The 19384-nt window shown below is 52.7% G+C and carries 16 protein-coding genes; 13 read left to right on the top strand and 3 right to left on the bottom strand.

The features are described from left to right. Positions 1-265 precede the first annotated feature (265 nt). Positions 266-964: an ArsR/SmtB family transcription factor gene (locus AC0LWN_RS28235; RefSeq protein ID WP_474671241.1), complete on the bottom strand. Its 699-nt coding sequence runs from the start codon at positions 962-964 to the stop codon at positions 266-268. Between the two features lie 94 nt (positions 965-1058). On the opposite strand from AC0LWN_RS28235, the gene AC0LWN_RS28230 reads away from it, so the two are divergent. Further along, positions 1059-1679 (top strand): flavin reductase family protein, encoded by a 621-nt coding sequence (locus AC0LWN_RS28230; protein ID WP_474671239.1) that lies wholly within the window; start codon positions 1059-1061, stop codon positions 1677-1679. Here AC0LWN_RS28230 and AC0LWN_RS28225 read toward each other — a convergent pair. Then, positions 1668-2771, bottom strand: a complete 1104-nt coding sequence (locus tag AC0LWN_RS28225; RefSeq protein ID WP_474671237.1) for an LLM class flavin-dependent oxidoreductase — start codon at positions 2769-2771, stop codon at positions 1668-1670. The genes AC0LWN_RS28230 and AC0LWN_RS28225 overlap by 12 nt on opposite strands. Positions 2772-3005: 234 nt before the next feature. On the opposite strand from AC0LWN_RS28225, the gene AC0LWN_RS28220 reads away from it, so the two are divergent. The 12 genes from AC0LWN_RS28220 (at position 3006) to AC0LWN_RS28165 (ending at position 18124) form a co-directional block, all read left to right on the top strand. Then, positions 3006-4289 carry an ArsB/NhaD family transporter gene (locus AC0LWN_RS28220; RefSeq protein WP_474671235.1) on the top strand — a complete coding sequence of 428 codons (1284 nt, stop codon included), beginning with the start codon at positions 3006-3008 and terminating at the stop codon, positions 4287-4289. Positions 4290-4784: 495 nt separating this feature from the next. Next, positions 4785-5864 carry a bifunctional 3-deoxy-7-phosphoheptulonate synthase/chorismate mutase gene (locus AC0LWN_RS28215; protein WP_474671234.1) on the top strand — a complete coding sequence of 360 codons (1080 nt, stop codon included), beginning with the start codon at positions 4785-4787 and terminating at the stop codon, positions 5862-5864. Between the two features lie 246 nt (positions 5865-6110). Continuing rightward, positions 6111-7868 carry a methyl-accepting chemotaxis protein gene (locus AC0LWN_RS28210; RefSeq protein WP_474671232.1) on the top strand — a complete coding sequence of 586 codons (1758 nt, stop codon included), beginning with the start codon at positions 6111-6113 and terminating at the stop codon, positions 7866-7868. A 111-nt stretch (positions 7869-7979) separates the two neighbouring features. After that, a complete protein-coding gene (deoC, locus tag AC0LWN_RS28205) occupies positions 7980-8657 on the top strand; it encodes a deoxyribose-phosphate aldolase (protein ID WP_474671230.1) in 678 nt (225 codons plus the stop codon). A 21-nt stretch (positions 8658-8678) separates the two neighbouring features. Continuing rightward, on the top strand, positions 8679-9272 hold the full coding sequence (locus AC0LWN_RS28200; RefSeq protein ID WP_474671228.1) for a GNAT family N-acetyltransferase: 594 nt from the start codon (positions 8679-8681) through the stop codon (positions 9270-9272). Between the two features lie 214 nt (positions 9273-9486). Further along, positions 9487-10779: a homocysteine synthase gene (locus AC0LWN_RS28195; RefSeq protein WP_474671226.1), complete on the top strand. Its 1293-nt coding sequence runs from the start codon at positions 9487-9489 to the stop codon at positions 10777-10779. 777 nt (positions 10780-11556) lie between these two features. Beyond that, positions 11557-12615 (top strand): hypothetical protein, encoded by a 1059-nt coding sequence (locus AC0LWN_RS28190; RefSeq protein ID WP_474671224.1) that lies wholly within the window; start codon positions 11557-11559, stop codon positions 12613-12615. 304 nt (positions 12616-12919) lie between these two features. After that, complete coding sequence (locus tag AC0LWN_RS28185) at positions 12920-13225, top strand: hypothetical protein (protein WP_474671222.1); 306 nt, start codon at positions 12920-12922, stop codon at positions 13223-13225. Between the two features lie 553 nt (positions 13226-13778). After that, positions 13779-15746 carry a heavy metal translocating P-type ATPase gene (locus tag AC0LWN_RS28180; RefSeq protein WP_474671220.1) on the top strand — a complete coding sequence of 656 codons (1968 nt, stop codon included), beginning with the start codon at positions 13779-13781 and terminating at the stop codon, positions 15744-15746. 416 nt (positions 15747-16162) lie between these two features. Further along, positions 16163-17104, top strand: a complete 942-nt coding sequence (gene trxB / locus AC0LWN_RS28175) for a thioredoxin-disulfide reductase (protein WP_474671218.1) — start codon at positions 16163-16165, stop codon at positions 17102-17104. A gap of 33 nt (positions 17105-17137) precedes the next feature. Beyond that, on the top strand, positions 17138-17371 hold the full coding sequence (locus AC0LWN_RS28170; protein ID WP_019908367.1) for a glutaredoxin family protein: 234 nt from the start codon (positions 17138-17140) through the stop codon (positions 17369-17371). 108 nt (positions 17372-17479) lie between these two features. Next, positions 17480-18124: a GNAT family N-acetyltransferase gene (locus AC0LWN_RS28165; protein ID WP_474671215.1), complete on the top strand. Its 645-nt coding sequence runs from the start codon at positions 17480-17482 to the stop codon at positions 18122-18124. Positions 18125-18217: 93 nt separating this feature from the next. Here the strand turns inward: AC0LWN_RS28165 and AC0LWN_RS28160 are convergent, their stop codons facing one another. Then, positions 18218-19378, bottom strand: coding sequence for an ROK family protein (locus tag AC0LWN_RS28160; RefSeq protein WP_474671213.1), 1161 nt, complete (start codon positions 19376-19378; stop codon positions 18218-18220). Positions 19379-19384: the final 6 nt, after the last annotated feature.

Genomic DNA, 19384 nt, shown 5'->3' with positions numbered 1-19384 from the left:
CTTTTCTCAGTGGGTCATGAAGCTAGAGGACCGCAGTCTTTTTCACCTTACACTTTGAAAGAAAGAGCAATCCTACAAGAACTTAAGTTTTGATAGGGCAGACTCCGGAATTAGGGGGCCTAGCCGGAAATGCCGTTGTTGAAGCCGTGTAGAGTGGTTTGTTTGGAAATAACGGCAGAAATGCCGTTGTTGAAGCCGTGTAGAGCGGTATAAATCAAGAAATCTGCAGGCGGGCAGCGGCCGGAAGTCCAAACATTCACCGGAGTTACGACCAGCCCCTAAAGGTCAACGGTAATGCAGCCGCCAATCCTTCTTTACCTTCTGTAGATACTGCAATGGCTCTCGTCTGCGGGAGTCTGCTCACCCAATGGCGCTCCAGCAGAAGCTGAAGGAGGGCAACTCCCAGCGCACCCCCAAGATGGTAGCGTCTTTCGCTCCAGTCCAGGCATTTGGGGGCAAAGGCGCGCCGGCATCGTCTAACCTTGTCCAGCTCTATTCCGAGCCTGCCCAAGGCAAGCTCACCTGCGGCTGTAACAGAGAAGCCGTTTGCTTCTTCAGCGATAATCCCCACAAGCAGCAAAGCCTCTGTGAACTGCACCCCGAATTTCCCGGCCAGATGGTCATAGCAGGTTCTGGCTTGACGCATGGCCTGATCCTGGACGGAGCCGCGAAGCGAGTTAACCTTTACCGGGGGAGAGATAGATAACAAGAGCTCTATCACTTGGGCGATTTCCGGACTGGCGATGCCATAATAGCGGTGTCTGCCCTGGGTATGAACGGTGATTACGCCGCTTTCGGCCATTTTGCCGAGATGGAAGCTGGCAGTTTGCGGTTTGATTCCGGCCGCAGAAGCTAGCGCTGTGGCGGGGTGGAACCCGCCGTCCATTAACGCGGTCATCATGCTTGCCCGCGATGGCTCGCTAATCAGGGAGGCCACCCGGGCGACGGCTGGATTGGTATGCATCGTTTATCCTCCTTCTGCATTCCACACTTCGATGAATATTGTATGATCCCCATTATACAATATTCATCGAATACATTTGCAGAGGAGCTTAAGTATGAATAATTGTACGAAAACAGGCCTGAGTGTTCCGGTAAATCCGAAAATTCTTTATTACGGGATGCCGGTCATTTTATTGACGACATTAAATGAGGATTTGACTGTAAATATAAGTCCAATTTCCTCCTCATGGGCTTTGGGAGATCATATTATTCTGGGATTGGGAACGGGCGGAAAAGCATTGGAAAATCTGGAGCGGAGCCCTGAATGTGTGATTAATCTGCCTGAAGCTTCCCAGTGGAAGCAGGTAGAGAGTCTGGCCCGCCTGACAGGAAAAAATCCGGTTCCTGCTGAGAAGAAACAGGCCGGATTTCGTTATGAAAAGGATAAATTTGCTTATGCAGACTTTACGCAGGCTGTATCCACTACGGTACAGACAGCCAGAATCGCTGAATGCCCGATCCAGATTGAAGCGCGGGTGCAGCATATCCGTATTCCTGAAGGTTCACCGCATTTTGCTATTGTCGAAACGCAGAGTACACAGGTCCATGTTCATAAGGAACTGGCCGCCGGTGAACACCATATTCATCCGGCAAGCTGGAACCCGCTGATCTATAATTTCCGCCATTATTTTGGATTAAGCACAGAGCTTGGTAAATCCTACCGTTCAGAGACGTAAATTATGGGAAACACCGCTCTTTTTCTTGGCAATCTCCCGCCGTACAACTGGAGCCACCTCTGTAGCCAGCAGCTCAATCGCGGAGGCCACCTTAGCGTATGGAAGCCCGCCGATATCGAGCTGAGTCATGAAGCGGTTATGGCCGAAGAGCTCGTGCTGGTACAGAATTTTCTCGATAATCTGCTGCGGACTGCCGACAGCCAGTGTGTTGACCGGAGAGACGAAGCGGTCGAAATCACTGCGCGAGACGCGGTATTCCTGTCCAGGCCGTGGGCTGATGGCATTGCGGTAGCTGTAATAATAAGGATAAAAATCGTCCAATGCCTGCTGTGATGTCTTGGCAATATATCCGTGGCTGGTAATGGCAATCTTCAGGTCCTCCGGCGCATGCCCGGCTTCAGCCCCATATTTGCGGTACGTATCCGCAAGGTTCTGGAACGGCTCCGGGCTGCCGCTGAGAATGGCGATAGCCATGCCAACCCCCAGGCGGCCGGCGTTCTCTGCGCTTTCGGCGGAGCCGCCGATGCCGACCCAGAGCGGAAGCTTCTTCTGAAAAGGCCGCGGAGCAATCTCGGCATTGTTCAGCGGCGAACGGAAGGTCCCCTTCCAGTTCATCACTTCCTCCCGGTTCAGCTCCAGCAGCAGCTCCAGATTTTCGTTAAAGAGCTGTTTGTAGTCCTCCAGCTCATACCCGAACAGCGGGAAGGACTCTAGAAATGCACCACGGCCGGAGATAATCTCCGCCCGGCCATCCGACAGCAGATCAAGTGTGGCGAAATCCTCGAATACCCGCACCGGATCAATGGTGCTTAGCACGGTGGTCGCGCTGGTCAGCTTGATCCGCTTAGTCACCTGCGAAATGGCAGCCAGCACGACCGGCACCGAGGAAATGACAAAGTCCAGGCGGTGATGCTCACCTACGCCGAACACATCAAGCCCGGCCTCATCAGCCAGCTTGGCTGCGTCCATCACTTCCTTCAAACGCTGCTGTGGGCTGATTCTCTGCCCTGTATGGCAATCAGTTACGATATCTCCCAGCGTATATAGGCCAAACTCAAATTCCGGCACAGTTTCTCTAGCATTGTTATCCATCAGTCCAAACTCCTTATTCTGTAGAATGTTGTATTAGTATCTTCTTCACAGCCTGGCTCGTCCGATGTAAGAAAGAATATAAGGTATTGTAACACAACGACTTACAAAATGTAAGTATATGAATGTAAGTTTGTTAATGAATGTTTGGTGAACTCCGGGCTTCTTTTTTGCTTCCAAGGGAGGTATGATGGAGTTCGGATTAGAAGTATTACCGCAATTTATATTGGAGGTACTATGGAACAGCAAGGGATTTGGGCGATTGGTATTTTTCTGCTTATATACGGACTGATTATTTCTGAGAAAATTCACCGTACAATTCTCGCTATGCTTGGAGCGCTGGTCATGATTGCGGCAGGGATTGTCAGCCAGGAAACGGCGCTGGAGCATATTGATTTTAATACCCTTGGGCTGCTGGTGGGAATGATGATGATGGTGGGCATTACTGCCGAGACCGGCCTGTTCTCGTACGTCGCGGTAAAAGCAGCCAAGCTGGCCAAAGGAAAGCCGCGGAAAATATTGGTTGCGCTGTTTATTGTCACAGCGCTGGCCTCGGCTTTCCTGGATAACGTTACGACAGTTCTGTTGATGGTACCGATTACCTTTAGCATCACCAGGCAACTGCGCATTAATCCTTTACCTTTTCTGCTGTCGCAGATTATTGCCTCGAATGTCGGCGGAACGGCGACACTGATTGGCGATCCGCCGAATATTATGATTGGCAGCGCTGTGAAGGAATTGACGTTTATGGCGTTTATCAACAATCTGACACCCGTGATCCTGATCATCATCGTGTCGTATATACCGCTGCTGCTGCTTATGTTCGGCAAGCAAATGAAGTCTTCCCCGGAGCTTCAGCAAAGTATTCTGGAGATGGATGAGCGGGCGATGATCACCGATTATAAGCTGCTGCGCAAGTGTCTTGCGGTGCTGGGGCTTACCATACTTGGCTTTTTTCTTCACCAGGCGGTTCATTTGGAATCGGCGACCGTGGCGCTGGCGGGGGCGTTCCTGCTGCTGCTGTTGACTGGCGGAGAGCACATGCTGGAGAAGGCTTTTAAGAGCGTGGAGTGGGTTACAATATTTTTCTTCATTGGCCTCTTTGTTCTGGTGTCGGGGCTGGTGGAGACCGGTGTGATTGCCGAACTGGCTGCGAAAGCGATGGAGCTTACCGGAGGGAATGTGACGGCGGCCTCCATGCTGATTCTGTGGCTGAGCGCGATAGCCTCCTCCTTCCTGGATAATATTCCTTTTGTGGCGACGATGATTCCTTTGATTCAGGAGATGGGGACGCTGGGGATCCGCAATTTGGAGCCGCTGTGGTGGAGCTTGGCTCTGGGCGCATGTCTGGGCGGGAACGGTACACTGATCGGGGCGAGCGCCAATCTTATTGTAGCCGGTCTAGCTGAAAAAGAAGGGCATCCCATCACATTTATGAAATATTTGAAGGTTGGTTTTCCGCTGATGCTGCTCTCGATTGTCATTTCCAGCGTGTATGTCTATCTAAGATACCTGATCTGATCGGCAAAGAGGACAGGCCGCTATCTATATATGCCACCCAAAAAAACACTACAATGCGTTAAAGCTGGTTCACGGTGAAATAATGTCTTGCATATGCGTCTCTTTTTGATTAAGATAGCAGAAACTGGTGCACAAGTAGTGCCAGTCCATAATAAAATGACTATGACGAAGAGAGTAAGCGTGAAAAGCGGATCTTAACAGGGAAGGTGTGCCGGAGACTGAGAGCACCCTCAAGAGACGATTTGCGCTGAAGTTCACTTCCGAGTCGGCCCCTGAAGTACCTGCTGCAGAAGGTATGTGTAGGATGGCCCGCGCTCCGCGTTACCGGGTGTAAGACAGAGTGATCCCTGCCTGGAATAGAATTTTGGTATTCCCGGTATTTGCATAGGGTTTCATTTCTAAATAAGGGTGGTACCACGGCTCCTCGTCCCTTGCGGCGGGGGGCCTTTTTGCGTTCATAAATTCAAATCAAATTACAAGAGGGAGTGGAAGGTAATGAGCAATGTGGAATTGGATGGTCTAAGAGCCCGCCTGGACGAAATCAACGGGCAACTGCTGGAGCTGATCTCTGAGCGGGCCCAGGTGGTGCAGGAAATTGGAATTGTAAAAGAAAAGCAGGGCGTGCCGAAGTTCGATCCTGAACGCGAAAAGCAGATGCTGGAGAAGCTGGTTGCGAGCAACAAAGGGCCTTTCACAAGCGGAACCATCCGTACCCTCTTCAAGCAAATCTTCTCCGCTTCCCTTGATCTGCAAAGCACGGATCACAAGAAATCCTTGCTGGTAGCCCGGAAAAATCATAAAGAGGATACGGTTATCAATCTGCCTGGGAACGTCACCGTTGGCGGATCAGCTTCGCTGATGGTTGCAGGTCCTTGCTCAGTGGAGAGCGAGCTGCAGACCCGCACGGTTGCTGCGGCCTTGCAGAAGGCCGGTGTGAAGGTTATGCGCGGAGGGGCCTTCAAGCCGCGTACCTCCCCTTATGATTTCCAGGGACTCGGAATGGACGGTCTGAGAATTTTGCGGGAAGCGGCCAAGGATCATGGCCTGTTGACGATCAGCGAAATCGTAGACCCCCGGCATATCGAGGAAGCCCTTGATTATGTGGATGTAATTCAGGTTGGCGCACGGAATATGCACAACTTCGAACTGCTCAAAGCGGTGGGCGAAGTGAATAAGCCGGTGCTGCTGAAGCGCGGATTATCCGCAACGCTGGATGAATTCATCCATGCGGCAGAATATATTATGTCCCGCGGCAACATGGAGATCATGCTGATTGAACGCGGCATCCGCACCTATGAGAAAGCGACCCGAAATACGCTCGACATCTCGGCAGTACCGATTCTCAAGCAGGAGTGTCACCTGCCGGTGCTGGTCGATGTGACCCATTCCACCGGACGCAAGGATATTCTGATTCCTTGTGCCAAGGCCGCACTCGCTGCAGGAGCCGATGGCATTATGGTGGAAGTGCATCCCGATCCGGCTACCGCGTTGTCCGATGCGGCCCAGCAGCTTAATATCGAGGAGTTCAATACCTTCTTCAATGAAGTGAAGGCCTCTGGACTTTACCGCAGCTAATGCTTGCAGACGCGGGTTGAACGGCGGGCATTGAATCTATGCATGGCTTTTATTATGAAGCTGTCACAGGAGCTAACAAATAGTTTCTGTGGCAGCTTCTTTCGTGCAAGAAAATTTTGCCGGCAGGAAAAAGGAATTTTAAGAATATTGTCGAAATTTTTCGGTTAGAGGGACATTTGTCATTGTGTAATCCTAAAACACCCTACTTTAATAACGCAACTGCCGTGCGCGAAAGGGAAGGCCTCCATGTTTTCTTTTATCCGAAAAAGTCTTATTGCCCGCATCCTCTGTGTTATGACTGCAGTCATTCTATGTATCGCGGCGGGGAACATCGCCATTCAGTGGGCGAACACCGGATCAGCGGTAAAGGGGACGATCAGCAGCTATAACATGAGCATCGCGAGCCACTATGTTACGCAGATTGATGCCGGACGCTACAGCGATTTTTTGGCCGAGCCGCAGGAGACAGACCTGTACTGGTCGCTCCGGGATGAACTGGATCAGTTCAGGAAGTCTATCGGCGCGCGTTATGTGTATTTTGTCAGGATTGGTAAAGACAACAAACCGCTCTTGATGATCGACGGCAGACCTAAGGGAGATCCGCTGGCTTCGCCGATCAATGAGCAGACGGATATGCCCGCTGCTGCGGTTGAGTCAGTGCTTGCCGGAGAAAATGCCAGCTCCCCGGTGATCAAGAACCCCGAATATGGCGACTACATATCAGCATTCGTACCGATGAGAGATGCCCAGGGAGCTCTTGTCGGAGCGCTCGGTATTGATACGGATGTCTCAGTCCTCAGTACTGTGACCCGCGATGTCCTGCTCCAAAGCCTGCCGCTCTACGGCATCATCCTCGCTTTATCCTTAGGGGCACTGGGGATCATGACTTGGTTCATCACCCGGGCCTTACGTCCGCTGCGTACGATTACAGAAAGTGCGGGCACGATGGCACAGGGGGATCTGGCCGAAGCGGCACGTATTCTGCATGCCCGTCCGGTTAAGTCTCAAGAGGAGATCGGTACGGCTTATCGGGCGATGCTGCGAATGTCGGACGATTTGAACGCAAGGGTGAAGGGAATGGTATCCCATGTGTCCACGGCATCGGATTTCCTCTACAGCTCCTCTGAGACATTCGCCAGGAATGCCGATGATGTGCTGCGGATGAGTGAGACGGTTAATAGTAAAATCGGAGATATCTACACCGGTGCCAGCACGCAGACGGAGGGCGCGCAGAGTAGTGCTGCAGCGATGAACGAGATGGCGCAAGGCATCTCGCGGATTTCGGCATCCTCGGCTTTTGTCTCGGAATCGGCAGTAAAAGCGCTGGAGATGGTGGAATCCTCCCAGACGGTTATGAATGAAATGAACCGGCAGATGAAGTCGATCTCCGTTTCTACCGGGCAGACCCTGGATATGGCGATGCTGCTGCAAGGTTATGCGAATGAGATTGAAGGGGCGCTGGCGGCAATAGGTCAGTTCGCGGATCAGACGAAGCTGCTGGCACTGAATGCTTCGATTGAGGCGGCGCGCGCCGGGGAGCACGGGCGGGGCTTCACCGTCGTAGCCGGTGAAGTGCGCAAGCTGGCCGAGGGCTCTGCCGCTTCGGTACAGCGGGTCGCCGATTTGCTGACTCATATCGGCAAAGCGTCGGCAAGCATCGGTACGCAGATGACGGATGCCTCGAAGGAGGTTGGAGAAGGCGTACGCATGTCATCCGAAGCGGAAGAGGCCCTGCGGGAAGCCTCCGCCGCTTTCCGTGAGGTGGCCGGGCAGATCATTGATGTGTCGGCGACGGCAGAGCAGCTGTCCGCAGGCTCGGAAGAGGTGGCTGCAACTGTGGGCAGCATGGCTCATATTGCTGGCGGTGTATCGGAGCAGACCCGGCAGATCCGTGAGCTGACCGATTTTCAATTGGAGAAAATCAAAGAGGTATACGAGGCTTCAACGGTCATCAGTGCGCATGCAAACGACATGCGGGAAGCCATCCGGCAGGTGAGGGTGTAGGCGGGGCTGTCGCTCCATCACAGAAGCTGGCCGCTTTCCAAAGTGTTCTACTATTGGTATGATTACAAGGAATGCGAACATCTACTAATGACTGTCATGGAGGAATTAACAATGAGTGAAACCACACTGGCCGGTATCATTGATCATACGCTGCTGAAGGCGGATGCGCGTAAAGCGGATATCATCAAGCTGGCGGAAGAGGCTAAGACCTATAAATTTGCTTCGGTATGCGTTAACCCGGCCTGGGTATCTACGGCTTATGAAGTTTTGAAGGACACGCCGGAAGTGAAGGTATGTACGGTTATCGGCTTCCCTCTGGGCGCTTCAACACCGGAAACCAAAGCATTTGAGACCACCAATGCCATTTCGAATGGTGCAGGCGAAGTGGATATGGTCATCAATATCGGCGCGCTGAAGGACGGCAACAATGAGCTGGTTAAGCGTGATATCGCTGCTGTTGTTGACGCGGCCCGCGGCAAAGCCTTGACCAAGGTAATTATTGAAACCTGCCTGCTTACTGAGGAAGAAAAGGTCCGCGCCTGCAAGTTTGCTGTCGAAGCCGGAGCCGATTATGTGAAAACCTCGACCGGGTTCTCCACCGGCGGCGCTACGAAGGAAGACATCGCGCTGATGCGCGCGACTGTTGGTCCTGACATCGGCGTCAAGGCATCCGGCGGTGTGCGCAGCGCAGAAGATGCGCTTGTGATGGTAAAAGCGGGTGCAACCCGTATTGGCACCAGCGGCGGCGTAGCCATTGCCAAAGGTGAGCAAAGCCAGAGCAGCTATTAATACCGGAGAGCAAGCCAGAGAATGAGAATTGGCGGGGGAACGGGCAACTCCGTTTCCCCGTTTTTTACAGAATGGCCAAGAGGTGAGAGTGTGGTGGCGAAGATGGATTTTCCTATGATAGAAACGGACAGGCTTACTCTGAGATTACTGACACTTGATGATAGTGAGGCTGTATTTCGGCATTTTTCCGACGAGGAAGTCACACGCTTCATGGATATCCCTCCCTGCAGAGAGATTCGTGAAGCCATTGAGATTATTCAGTTTCATATCGAAGACACGGGCTGCCGCTGGGGGATATTCGATAAGCAGACAGGGCAATTGGCAGGCACGTGCGGGTATCATTGCTGGGTAACGGGTACACCGGCGAAAGCGGAAATCGGGTTCGATCTGTCCAGAGCCTATTGGGGCCAAGGATTGATGACTGAAGCACTCCTTCCGGTGATTGAGTTCGGTTTTGGGCAGATGGGACTGGAAATGATTGAGGCAACGGTTGACCCTGGGAATGCAAGATCCATGCGTTTGATGGAGGCTTTAGGCTTTGAGAGAGAAGAGGAGCTTGTGGATGATTTGGTGTATTTTTATTTAAAACACTCATGCCGCGGAGCGAATCATTGAAGAATGGCTCGTTATTTCAGGGCAAATGTTCCGAATTTATGTAAGCGTATCCCTGAAGCGGGATTTGTGTAAATTCCATCATTTTTCCTAATGTAATAAAACACAGGGGAATAATGAGATTTTTTTCTTTTCAAATGACATAGTTTGTGAGAGAATAGGTACAATTCTTTAGGTGTTAAGGTTTACCATTACTTATTTCAAGGGAGGATAACCCATGTCAGAAGACCGCAAGCTGTCGTTTGAAACGTTAGCCGTTCATGCAGGCCAAGAGATTGACCCAACTACTTTTTCGCGTGCAGTGCCGCTGTACCAGACCACTTCCTATGGATTCCGTGACGCCGAGCATGCAGCTAATTTGTTCGCGCTGAAGGAGTTCGGCAACATCTATACCCGCCTGATGAATCCGACCACCGATGTATTCGAGCAGCGGATTGCCGCACTGGAGGGCGGGGCGGGTGCGCTTGCGACAGCTTCCGGTTCGGCGGCGATTTCCTTCTCCATACTTAATATTGCCGGGGCCGGGGATGAGATTGTCTCCTCTGCCAGCCTGTACGGCGGTACTTATAATCTGTTCTCCACTACACTACCCAAGCTGGGAATCAAGGTGCATTTTGTCGATTCGGATAACCCGGAGAACTTCCGCAGCGCGATTACAGACAAGACGAAGGCGCTCTATGCCGAAACAATCGGCAATCCGCAGGGAAATGTGCTGGATATCGAGGCCGTGGCTGCAATCGCTCATGAGCACGGCATCCCGCTGATTGTAGACAATACCTTCCCAAGTCCGTATCTGCTTCGTCCTATCGAATTCGGGGCAGACATCGTTGTCCATTCGGCGACCAAATTTATTGGCGGGCACGGGACCTCCATCGGTGGAGTCATCGTAGATGGCGGCAAGTTCGATTGGAAAGCCAGCGGCAAATTCCCGGGCTTGACTGAGCCGGACCCGAGCTACCACGGATTAGTATACACGGAGGCCGTAGGGCCGATTGCCTATATCATCAAAGCACGGGTCCAATTGCTCCGTGATTTGGGCGCGGCGATTTCCCCGTTCAACTCATGGCTGCTGCTGCAGGGGCTGGAGACCTTGCATCTGCGGCTGGAGCGCCACAGCCAGAATGCGCTGAAGGTGGCCCAGTATTTAGAGCAGCATGAGGCTGTGGAATGGGTTAGCTACGCCGGCTTGCCAAGCCACCCGTCCTATAAGCTCGCCCAGAAGTATTTACCGAAGGGGCAGGGAGCGATTCTCACGTTCGGAATCAAAGGCGGTGCGGCTACCGGTGTCAAGCTGATCGAGAATGTTAAGCTGTTCTCCCATCTAGCCAACGTCGGTGATTCCAAATCGTTGATTATCCATCCGGCAAGCACTACGCATCAGCAATTATCTGATTCAGAGCAAATTGCAGCAGGGGTAACGCCGGAATTGATCCGTCTGTCCATTGGCACGGAATCCATCGACGACATTCTGTATGATCTGGAGCAGGCGATTGCCGCGAGCCAGCAATAGTCTTTGCAGCGGATGTGCTTAGCGGGATAAGAAAACTTTGCTTGTACTCCCGGCTTGCCGGTTAACAGCAGAATCCTGCTTGCGTAATGCAGTGGATTGGATTTGGGTGCTGGTTGCTCGCTAGCTCGGTCACATCCAGGCTGCAACTGTATTTTATACAGGTAAATGGGCTGATTTCGGCCGCGAAAGAGAGTTTATTGCACTTCGTACACTTAAATAATGCTCCATTCACGAAAAGAACACTACTCGCTATTTTTAATTGTATGAAATACAGCTATCTTCAACAATAAGCGGTTAAGTCACTTTTTAACTGCAGTAAATGCAATTTTCGTTCCTGGGCGTACGTTTTTGCACCTATTGGGGAACATGGTTCACTAGGCAGGTGCAGACCACTATCCATATTCGTAATGTCATTCTTGTACAGAGTTGAATCAGGCAGCTTGAGGGTACTTCCTCCAAGTGCTGCCTGTTCATCGGGAGAGGGACGGCGTATAGGGAGGGTGGTCTTTTTTTGCCCTCACGCCGAAGTGAATGCAGAATATCGCATGACGTGTAAGCATATGCCTTAGAAAGAAGAAACTTATTTGAAGCCTTGGAGTCTTGGGATTTTAGAGCCTTACCGGTTAGTGGTTGGGTATTTACTGCTTACTTGGTAACGCTTGCATATTTTGCGGCACAAACCCGTATTTATAATAATGAAGCCTATTCATTTGCCGGGCGGCATGGTAAGCCAAGTGAACACCGGCAGCAATCCTAAGGTAAAAGGTGGGTGCGGTGATGAAGGTTGAACGACAGCAGAATCATAACGGGAGCAATGAGGAGCGCCCGTTCAAGTATCATGCCGGGGATCGGGCAATCGGTGTGGAGATGAGCAAGTCCGCTTCCGTTGCTTCCGCCGCTGCGGAGTTTATTGCTGAAGGAGAGCGGCAGCAGGGGACGGGGCCGCTGAACGCTGCCTATTTCAGACGTCCGGGCGAACGTCCGGCCTTTCTGGTGCTGCGCGAAGGGCGCGGGGAACGGCCGCTCCTTCGGGGGGAAGCCGGTGGTTATCCGGCGGGGCCTTGTCTGATCCGCAGCGAGGAATGGCTGTTGACGCCAGAGCTGGCCGGACTTTATGACAACTGGTTATCCTGTGAAGACGAAATGCTGGATGGCCGGATTCTGCAGCGGATCTATTACCGGCTGCGGGCGTCATCCGCCGCATTGCTGGAGTCTGCGGATGGAATCTGGGCCGCAGTCACTCTGCCCTGCACGCCGGAGCTGGCCGCAACGCCGATAAAGCTGGCTGCGCTGCAGGATGCGTTGCTTGAGGCGCTGTTCGCTGCGGTCGCTGAGAGCCAGCGGCAGGGCAGCGACTGCCGCGTGGACCTGCTGGCGGCGTATCCCGCCAGCGCTGCCGAATTCGCGGCGCAGCGCGAATTCATCGAAGACGTGGCCGAACAGACGCTCGGCCACGCTTACGCGGCGGCGTGCCGCATCGGGGCGATCCTGTCGCCCGATGTAGAGCACGCCGCCGCGGGGGAAATCGCGCGCATCGCCGATTTCCTTGTGCTGGACGGCGCGGCGGGCGAAGCCGCGCCGGAGGAGAGCGCCGCCGGGGGCTTCGCCCAGGCGGCGGAAGCGATCCTGGCCGCCGTGCGGAGCGTGAAGCCGGCGGCGGTAGTGCTCGCCGCGGGGGCACCGGCGGCGCATGCTCTGGCCGATCTGTACCGGATCGGCTTGAGCGGGATCTTTTGCAGCGCGGCCCAGCGGACCGAAGCGCTGCTCATAGCGGCCTGCCTGACCTGGATGGCCCGGCAGGACCAGCCCGACACAGCCGCCGGTGGATGGCAATAACCGGCGGGCCTGCAGAGTTGACCTGCGTAACAGGTCAACTCTGCCTGGAGCGGGTCACCGGTCTAGTCAGATCAGACCGGATAGGCGGTTTAAGCTTGAGCATACGTTCGGCCAGGATCAAGAGGCATTTCCTGCTAAGCAAGCGGAACGGTAGTCCACCGGAGACTAACATATTCTCCAAGAGCATAGCAGCGGGTCTGCGTCCCGCTGCTATGCTTATTTAATTGAATTTGTGATTCTTCTCTCGTTGTAGATGAGGTGAACATAAAGGCGAAGATAAGTTCAAATTCTCCAAAGGTCCAAAGTGCTCAGAAACAACGGCAAAAATACCGTTGTTGAAGCCCCGTCGGCCGATTGTCTGGGAAACAACGGCAAAAATGCCGTTGTTGAAGCCGTGCCGGCCGATTGTCTGGGAAACAACGGCAAAAATGCCGTTGTTGAAGCCCTGCCGGCCGATTGTCTGGGAAACAACGGTAAAAATGCCGTTGTTGAAGCCCAACTGGCCGGTTCCCCCAAAAACAACGGCAAAAATGCCGTTGTTAAATCCCCCCAGTCCATAACTCCTTATACTCCCCCCCTAACCTTTCCCGCGCACTTCTCCACCACTTAAGATTTGTCCGCCCTGCCCGCTCTACAACCTATGGCCCGAAGCCATTCACTCACTCATTCATTCACTCACCTCAATAATTAGCTGCTGAAGCTTCAATGCCTGAACATTTGGCACGAAAGAGACGGGACAGGCTGGTACGCCTGCACCTATTGTAGACAGCGTGTTATTGTCAGCACTACTGTAATGGCGCTATTGTCAGCACTACTGTAATGCCTCTATTATCAGTACTTCGGTAATATAGAACACCCCCTTAGCGTTGTGCTAATGAATATAATCCCCTCCTCACAAGCCTCTACCTGCAAAATCAACCGAGCCTCAGGCTTTACTTTCCCGGAGAACGTGATATATTAGTAGTATAAGTTGCACTGAGGAAATAAATTTGTACGATGGCAAAAACGATTATCATTCTCATTTACCATGCTGTCCCGGCTGAGCCGGGGCAGCATGTGTCATTTTAGGGGCTGTAATAATGGCTCTCATTCTCAGCAGCACATATCACCTCACAGGGGAGGGTGCCAAATATCCCCGCAAACCAATCAGGAGAGTGATCACTATGCAAGCAAGATCTGAACAAATGCCTAAAAGAATGGCCCAGCAAGGCAGCGCACAGCAGCCACGGGCGCCGAAACCACGCCGGTTCGATCCGGTGGCCATGCTGGGCAATGCTGAAATGCAGGCTGCTCTTGGCAGTGGACTACTTATGCTTATTGCCTGGGCAGTCAGCGGCTGGTCTGAGGTCTTTTCCATCATCCTATACGTTGTTTCCTATGCGCTAGGCGGCTGGATCAAGGCGAAAGAGGGCGTGGAGACGCTGCTCAAAGAGCGTGATCTTGACGTAAATCTGCTGATGATCGCCGCCGCACTGGGCGCAGCTTCGATCGGCTATTGGAATGAGGGCGCGATGCTGATCTTTATTTTTGCACTGAGCGGAGCGCTGGAAAGCTATACGATGGAGCGCAGCAAAAAAGACATTTCGTCGCTGATGGCTCTTAAGCCGGCTACCGCTGTTCGCATTGAAGGGGGGAGCATGAGTGAGGTTGCGATCGAACTATTGGCAATCGGAGACATGCTGCTTGTGCGCCCCGGCGAATTGATCCCTGCAGACGGTACAGTCTACCGGGGAGAATCGGCTGTCAATCAGGCGTCCATCACGGGTGAATCCCTGCCTGTTGAGAAAACAGTCGGCAGTGAAGTGTTTGCCGGAACCATCAATGGCGAAGGTCCGCTTTATATAGAGGTAACGAAGTCAGCGGAGAATACGCTTTTTGCCAAGATCATTAGAATGGTTGAAGAAGCAGAAACAGAAGTGCCTGAGTCGCAGCGGTTCATCAAACGGCTGGAGTCGATTTATGCCCGGGTAGTGGTAGCTGCTACAGTAGCATTAATTGCTCTGCCGCCGTTACTGCTGGACTGGAGCTGGAGCGCCACATTCTACAAAGCTATGGTATTTCTGGTTGTGGCCTCCCCGTGCGCACTGGTCTCTTCCATTATGCCGGCAATGCTGTCGGCCATCTCCAAAAGCGCGCGCAAAGGCATCCTCTTCAAAGGCGGCGTTCATTTGGAGAATATGGCTAAGACCTCTGTGGTCGCTTTTGACAAGACTGGAACATTGACCGAAGGCATACCGCAGGTGACTGATTTCGTCGCCGGAGAAGGTTATGACCGGAATGAGCTACTGGCGGTTAGTGCGTCGATTGAGAAATTATCCCGCCATCCGCTGGCGGATGCGATTGTCCGCTTGGCTGAGGAGGAGCAGCTTGAGCTGCCAGTGATTCAGGAGAGTAAGTCCGTGACCGGCTGGGGGATTGAAGGGCTGATTGACGGGCAGCTGTGGAGAATCGGCAAATCCAATTTGCTGGATGAACGGAAGAACAATGAAGCTGGGAATGGGGATGAGCAGTGGATCTCGCTGCGTCAGCAGTTCGAGGCAGAAGGCAAGACGGTGTCGCTTATTCTTGCCGGTGAGGACATTGCCGGAATGATTGCACTACAGGATACCGTCCGTCCGCAGGCGGAAGTTGCGGTGCGCAAGCTGCAGGAGCTGGGCATTAAGGTGGCGATGCTGACCGGCGACCGCGCCGCAACAGCAGAAGTGATCGCTGAAAAAACCGGCGTTGATCTTGTATTTGCCGATCTTTTGCCGGAGGATAAAGTAACGCATGTCAAAGCGCTGCGCGAGCAATACGGAAATGTGATCATGGTGGGCGACGGGGTGAATGATGCACCGGCGCTGGCCACGGCCACAGTCGGCATGGGAATGGGCATGAAGGGCAGCGGTGCGGCGCTTGAGATTGCCGACGTCGTGCTGATGAACGATAACATTGAAGAGATTGCGATGGCGGTTGCCCTGGCCCGGCGTTCTCAGCGTATAGTGAAGCAGAATATGGTGTTTGCCGTAACGGTGATAGCTACACTGATGCTGAGCAACTTTTTGCAGGGGATTGCCCTTCCTTTTGGTGTTATCGGCCATGAGGGCAGCACAATACTAGTTATCCTTAATGGACTCAGACTTTTACGCTAAAAAACCTGGCACGGCTAATCTATATAAGTTGAACTTAAAAATCATAAAAGGTAGGAGTGCGGAGGGGAAGTTTGGAACTGGAGGAGCGAATGCGTCCGCCTTTAGGTTTGGATTTCTACCGCGAACAGCGGTTTAAATCAGGAAATCCAAACCTAACAGCGGCCGGAAGTCCAAACATTCCCCGCAGTTACGGCTTGGCCCAAATATGAAAAAATAAAGTTCAACTTATATAGCAGTCATTGTGAAAAATTAATTGCTTGAAATTGAATTGTTCACAAAATGGGTACGATTACAGCGTGTCTGGCATATTGACATATTCCCTTGAGTTGAGCATAATTAATACTAGATTATAATTATTTTAAATAAGAATGATGAAGAGCTGACGTCTTAACCGTCCAACTCAAGGAGGATAAAGCATGTATAAATCAATCATTATTGGTACTGGTCCTGCCGGATTGACTGCTGCCATCTACTTGGCCCGCGCCAATCTGAACCCGCTGGTTATCGAAGGCCCGCAGCCGGGCGGACAGCTTACCACTACAACGGAAGTAGAGAATTTCCCCGGTTTTCCTGAGGGGATTATGGGTCCTGATCTGATGGACAATATGCGCAAGCAGGCTGAACGTTTTGGCGCCAAGTTTGTTACAGGCTGGGTGAACAGCGTGGAACTGGGCGAACGTCCGTTTAAGCTGAATGTGGACGGTATGGGTACGCTGATTACGGATACCCTGATTCTATCTACAGGCGCTACGGCGAAATACCTGGGTATTCCGGGCGAGCAGGATAATATCGGACGGGGAGTCAGCACATGCGCTACTTGCGACGGCTTTTTCTTCCGCGGCAAAGAGATCGTTGTGGTCGGCGGCGGTGATTCGGCGCTAGAGGAAGCAGGCTTCCTGACCCGTTTTGCCTCGAAGGTAACTCTTGTACACCGCCGGGAAGAATTGCGCGGCTCCAAGATCATGCAGGACCGTGTCCGCGATAATGACAAGGTGGCTTGGGCATTGAACCGCACTCCTCTGGAAGTAGTCGCCGGCGACAAGGGCGTGAGCGGAATTAAGGTGCTTAACAATGAGACAGGAGAAGAGGAAATCATTGAAGCGAGCGGTGTATTTGTAGCCATCGGGCATCACCCTAACACGGCGTTCCTGGGCGGACAGATCACAACCGATGCGAATGGTTATATCGTTACCACACCTGGCACCTCTGAGACCAATATTCCTGGCGTATTCGCTTGCGGTGACGTGCAGGATACCCGCTACAAACAGGCAATTACCGCAGCAGGCAGCGGATGCATGGCGGCAATGGATGCCGAGAAATACATCGAGAGTCTGGAGCACAGCGCGGTTATTCTGTAATATTCTTACACAACCTTAAGGAGGAGATTAACTATGGAAAATGTTATTGTATACACTTCAACCAACTGTCCGCATTGCCGTCAGGTCAAAAGCTTCCTGAGCGAGAAGGGCGTCTCCTACGAGGAGCGCAACATTGAACAGAACGATGATTTCGCCCAGCAGGTTTGGGATATGGGAATGAGAGCTGTGCCTGTAACCGTCATCGGCGACTTCAAAATCGTAGGCATGAACAAAACACAATTTGACAAGGCTTTGGCTACTATTTAAGAGCATTAACAATAACTCCTCTACTTAAGAGGAGAACGGCCGCTTCCGCGCTGGAGGCGGTCTTTCGTTTGCCCGGTGCAGGAGCAACTGATAAGGAGGCTGTGAACATTGCTAATCAGCTTGGAAAACTATTGGGACAGAGATGCGGTTGCGCGTCTGCTGGCAGAATGTATGTGGGCAGGAGAAGTGCGGGCACTGGAGGAGCTGGACCATTATCTGACTGAGGATTCTCTGGAGCTGCTGGGAACCTTTGTGAACGGTGAATTGGCAGGGCTGCTTGGTATCCGGCTGGGTACGGAGGCGGTGGAAATCCGTCATCTGGCGGTTCAGACCCGTTTGCGCGGAAGAGGAATCGGTAGTGCAATGATCGAAGAGCTCCGCAAGTGTAAAAAGTCTGAAACACTGCAGGCCGAGACGGATAAGGATGCTGTCGGCTTTTACAGAAATTGCGGATTTATGATTACCAGCCTGGGCGAAAAGTATCCGGGCACCGAGCGCTTCAACTGTGTTCTGTCAAGCATGAGTGATCGACATGACCATTTGAAAAATGGCATAGACGGCGATCCCGCTGAAAATAAGCATAATTCCGGATTTCTTCCGCGATTGGAACAGGCGCAGAACGCCGAGGCTGATGAGTGGAGCGATGATGAGCAGCAGCAGCAGCACGGTGATGAACATCTGCGCCGAAATATCAGACGTATCAACATAGGTCATGGACTCACTCTCCATTTCAAAAAAAGAGGTATGCAGTGATATTTGTCACACTGCACCTCTTATTATATAGGATTGTTCCTCCAATTACTCTACTTGCACTGCTGTAATTGCGGAGAATTTACGTCAATTTGTTTACAAAGTCACGCGGATATTTCCGAGAAAGTGCATGACGGCCGAAAAGCCTGCTCCGATCATGGTTCCCCGGCTGCCCAGTGTGGAGAAGGTAATCTCGAGCTGCTGCTTATGATAAGGGAGCGTCCGCTCTGCGACGACTCTGCGCAGCGGTTCTCCAAGCCAGGGCTCGGCCTCGGAGAGAGCGCCGCCAATGACAATCAGCTCCGGGTTGAAGCTGTTAATCAGATTGGTTACTCCGATACCAAGATACTCACCGATCACGGAGAAGTGGTGCAGAGTTTCCTCCTGCCCCTCAAGCGCATGCCGAACAAGCTCCGGTGTTGTTCGCGCGGGAAGCGATATCTCTGGATTATCATAGGTTTTCTCCGAAGCGTACAGCTCCCAGCAGCCCCTGCTCCCGCAACTGCAGGGCTTGCCTTCCGCTTCAATGGTCATATGTCCGGTCTCTCCGGCATATCCGCGTGCGCCTTTGTACAGCTCCCCGCCGATAATAATTCCCGAGCCAATCCCCGACCCTGCGCTGATATAGAGCAGGTGGCGCACATCGCGCGCCGCACCGAAGTTCAGCTCTCCCTGTGCTCCCGCGTTAGCCTCATTGTCGATGGTGACAGGGACCGAGAAGGCATCCTCCAGAATTGCCCGCAGATCGACCATTTCCCAGCCCAGATTGGGCGCGAACAGCACAACGCCATGCTCATCAACCATTCCCGGCACGCCTACCCCGATGCCTACGATGCCGTAAGGCGAGACCGGCGCAGCAGCTATCAGCTCCGAGATAATGCTTTTCATTTGCTCCAGTACATAAGGCAGATCATGGGTTTCCAGCCTGCAGTCCCGCTCGCTAAGGATGCCGCCTCCCAGATCGCAGAGCACGGCCGTGAGCTGCTTCACCCGCAGCTCGATGCCGATTACACTGCCGGCCATGCTGTTGAAGTGCAGCATCAGCGGCTTGCGTCCGCCGCTGGATTCCCCGGGCCCGGCTTCGGTGACTAACTCCTGTCCGCATAGTTCGGCGACGAGGTTGGATACCGTGGCTTTGTTGAGTCCGGTCATTTCAGATACTCTGGCCCGGGAGATCGGAGATTGCATGCGAATCGTATGTAAAATGATTGATTTATTGATTTTTTTGACCAGTGCCTGATCACCGGTAACCTTCACGAAGCA

This window comes from Paenibacillus sp. sgz302115 (genome assembly GCF_056120445.1).
Note: the sequence above shows the minus strand (reverse complement) of the source record. Positions and strands in the feature narration are given on the sequence as shown.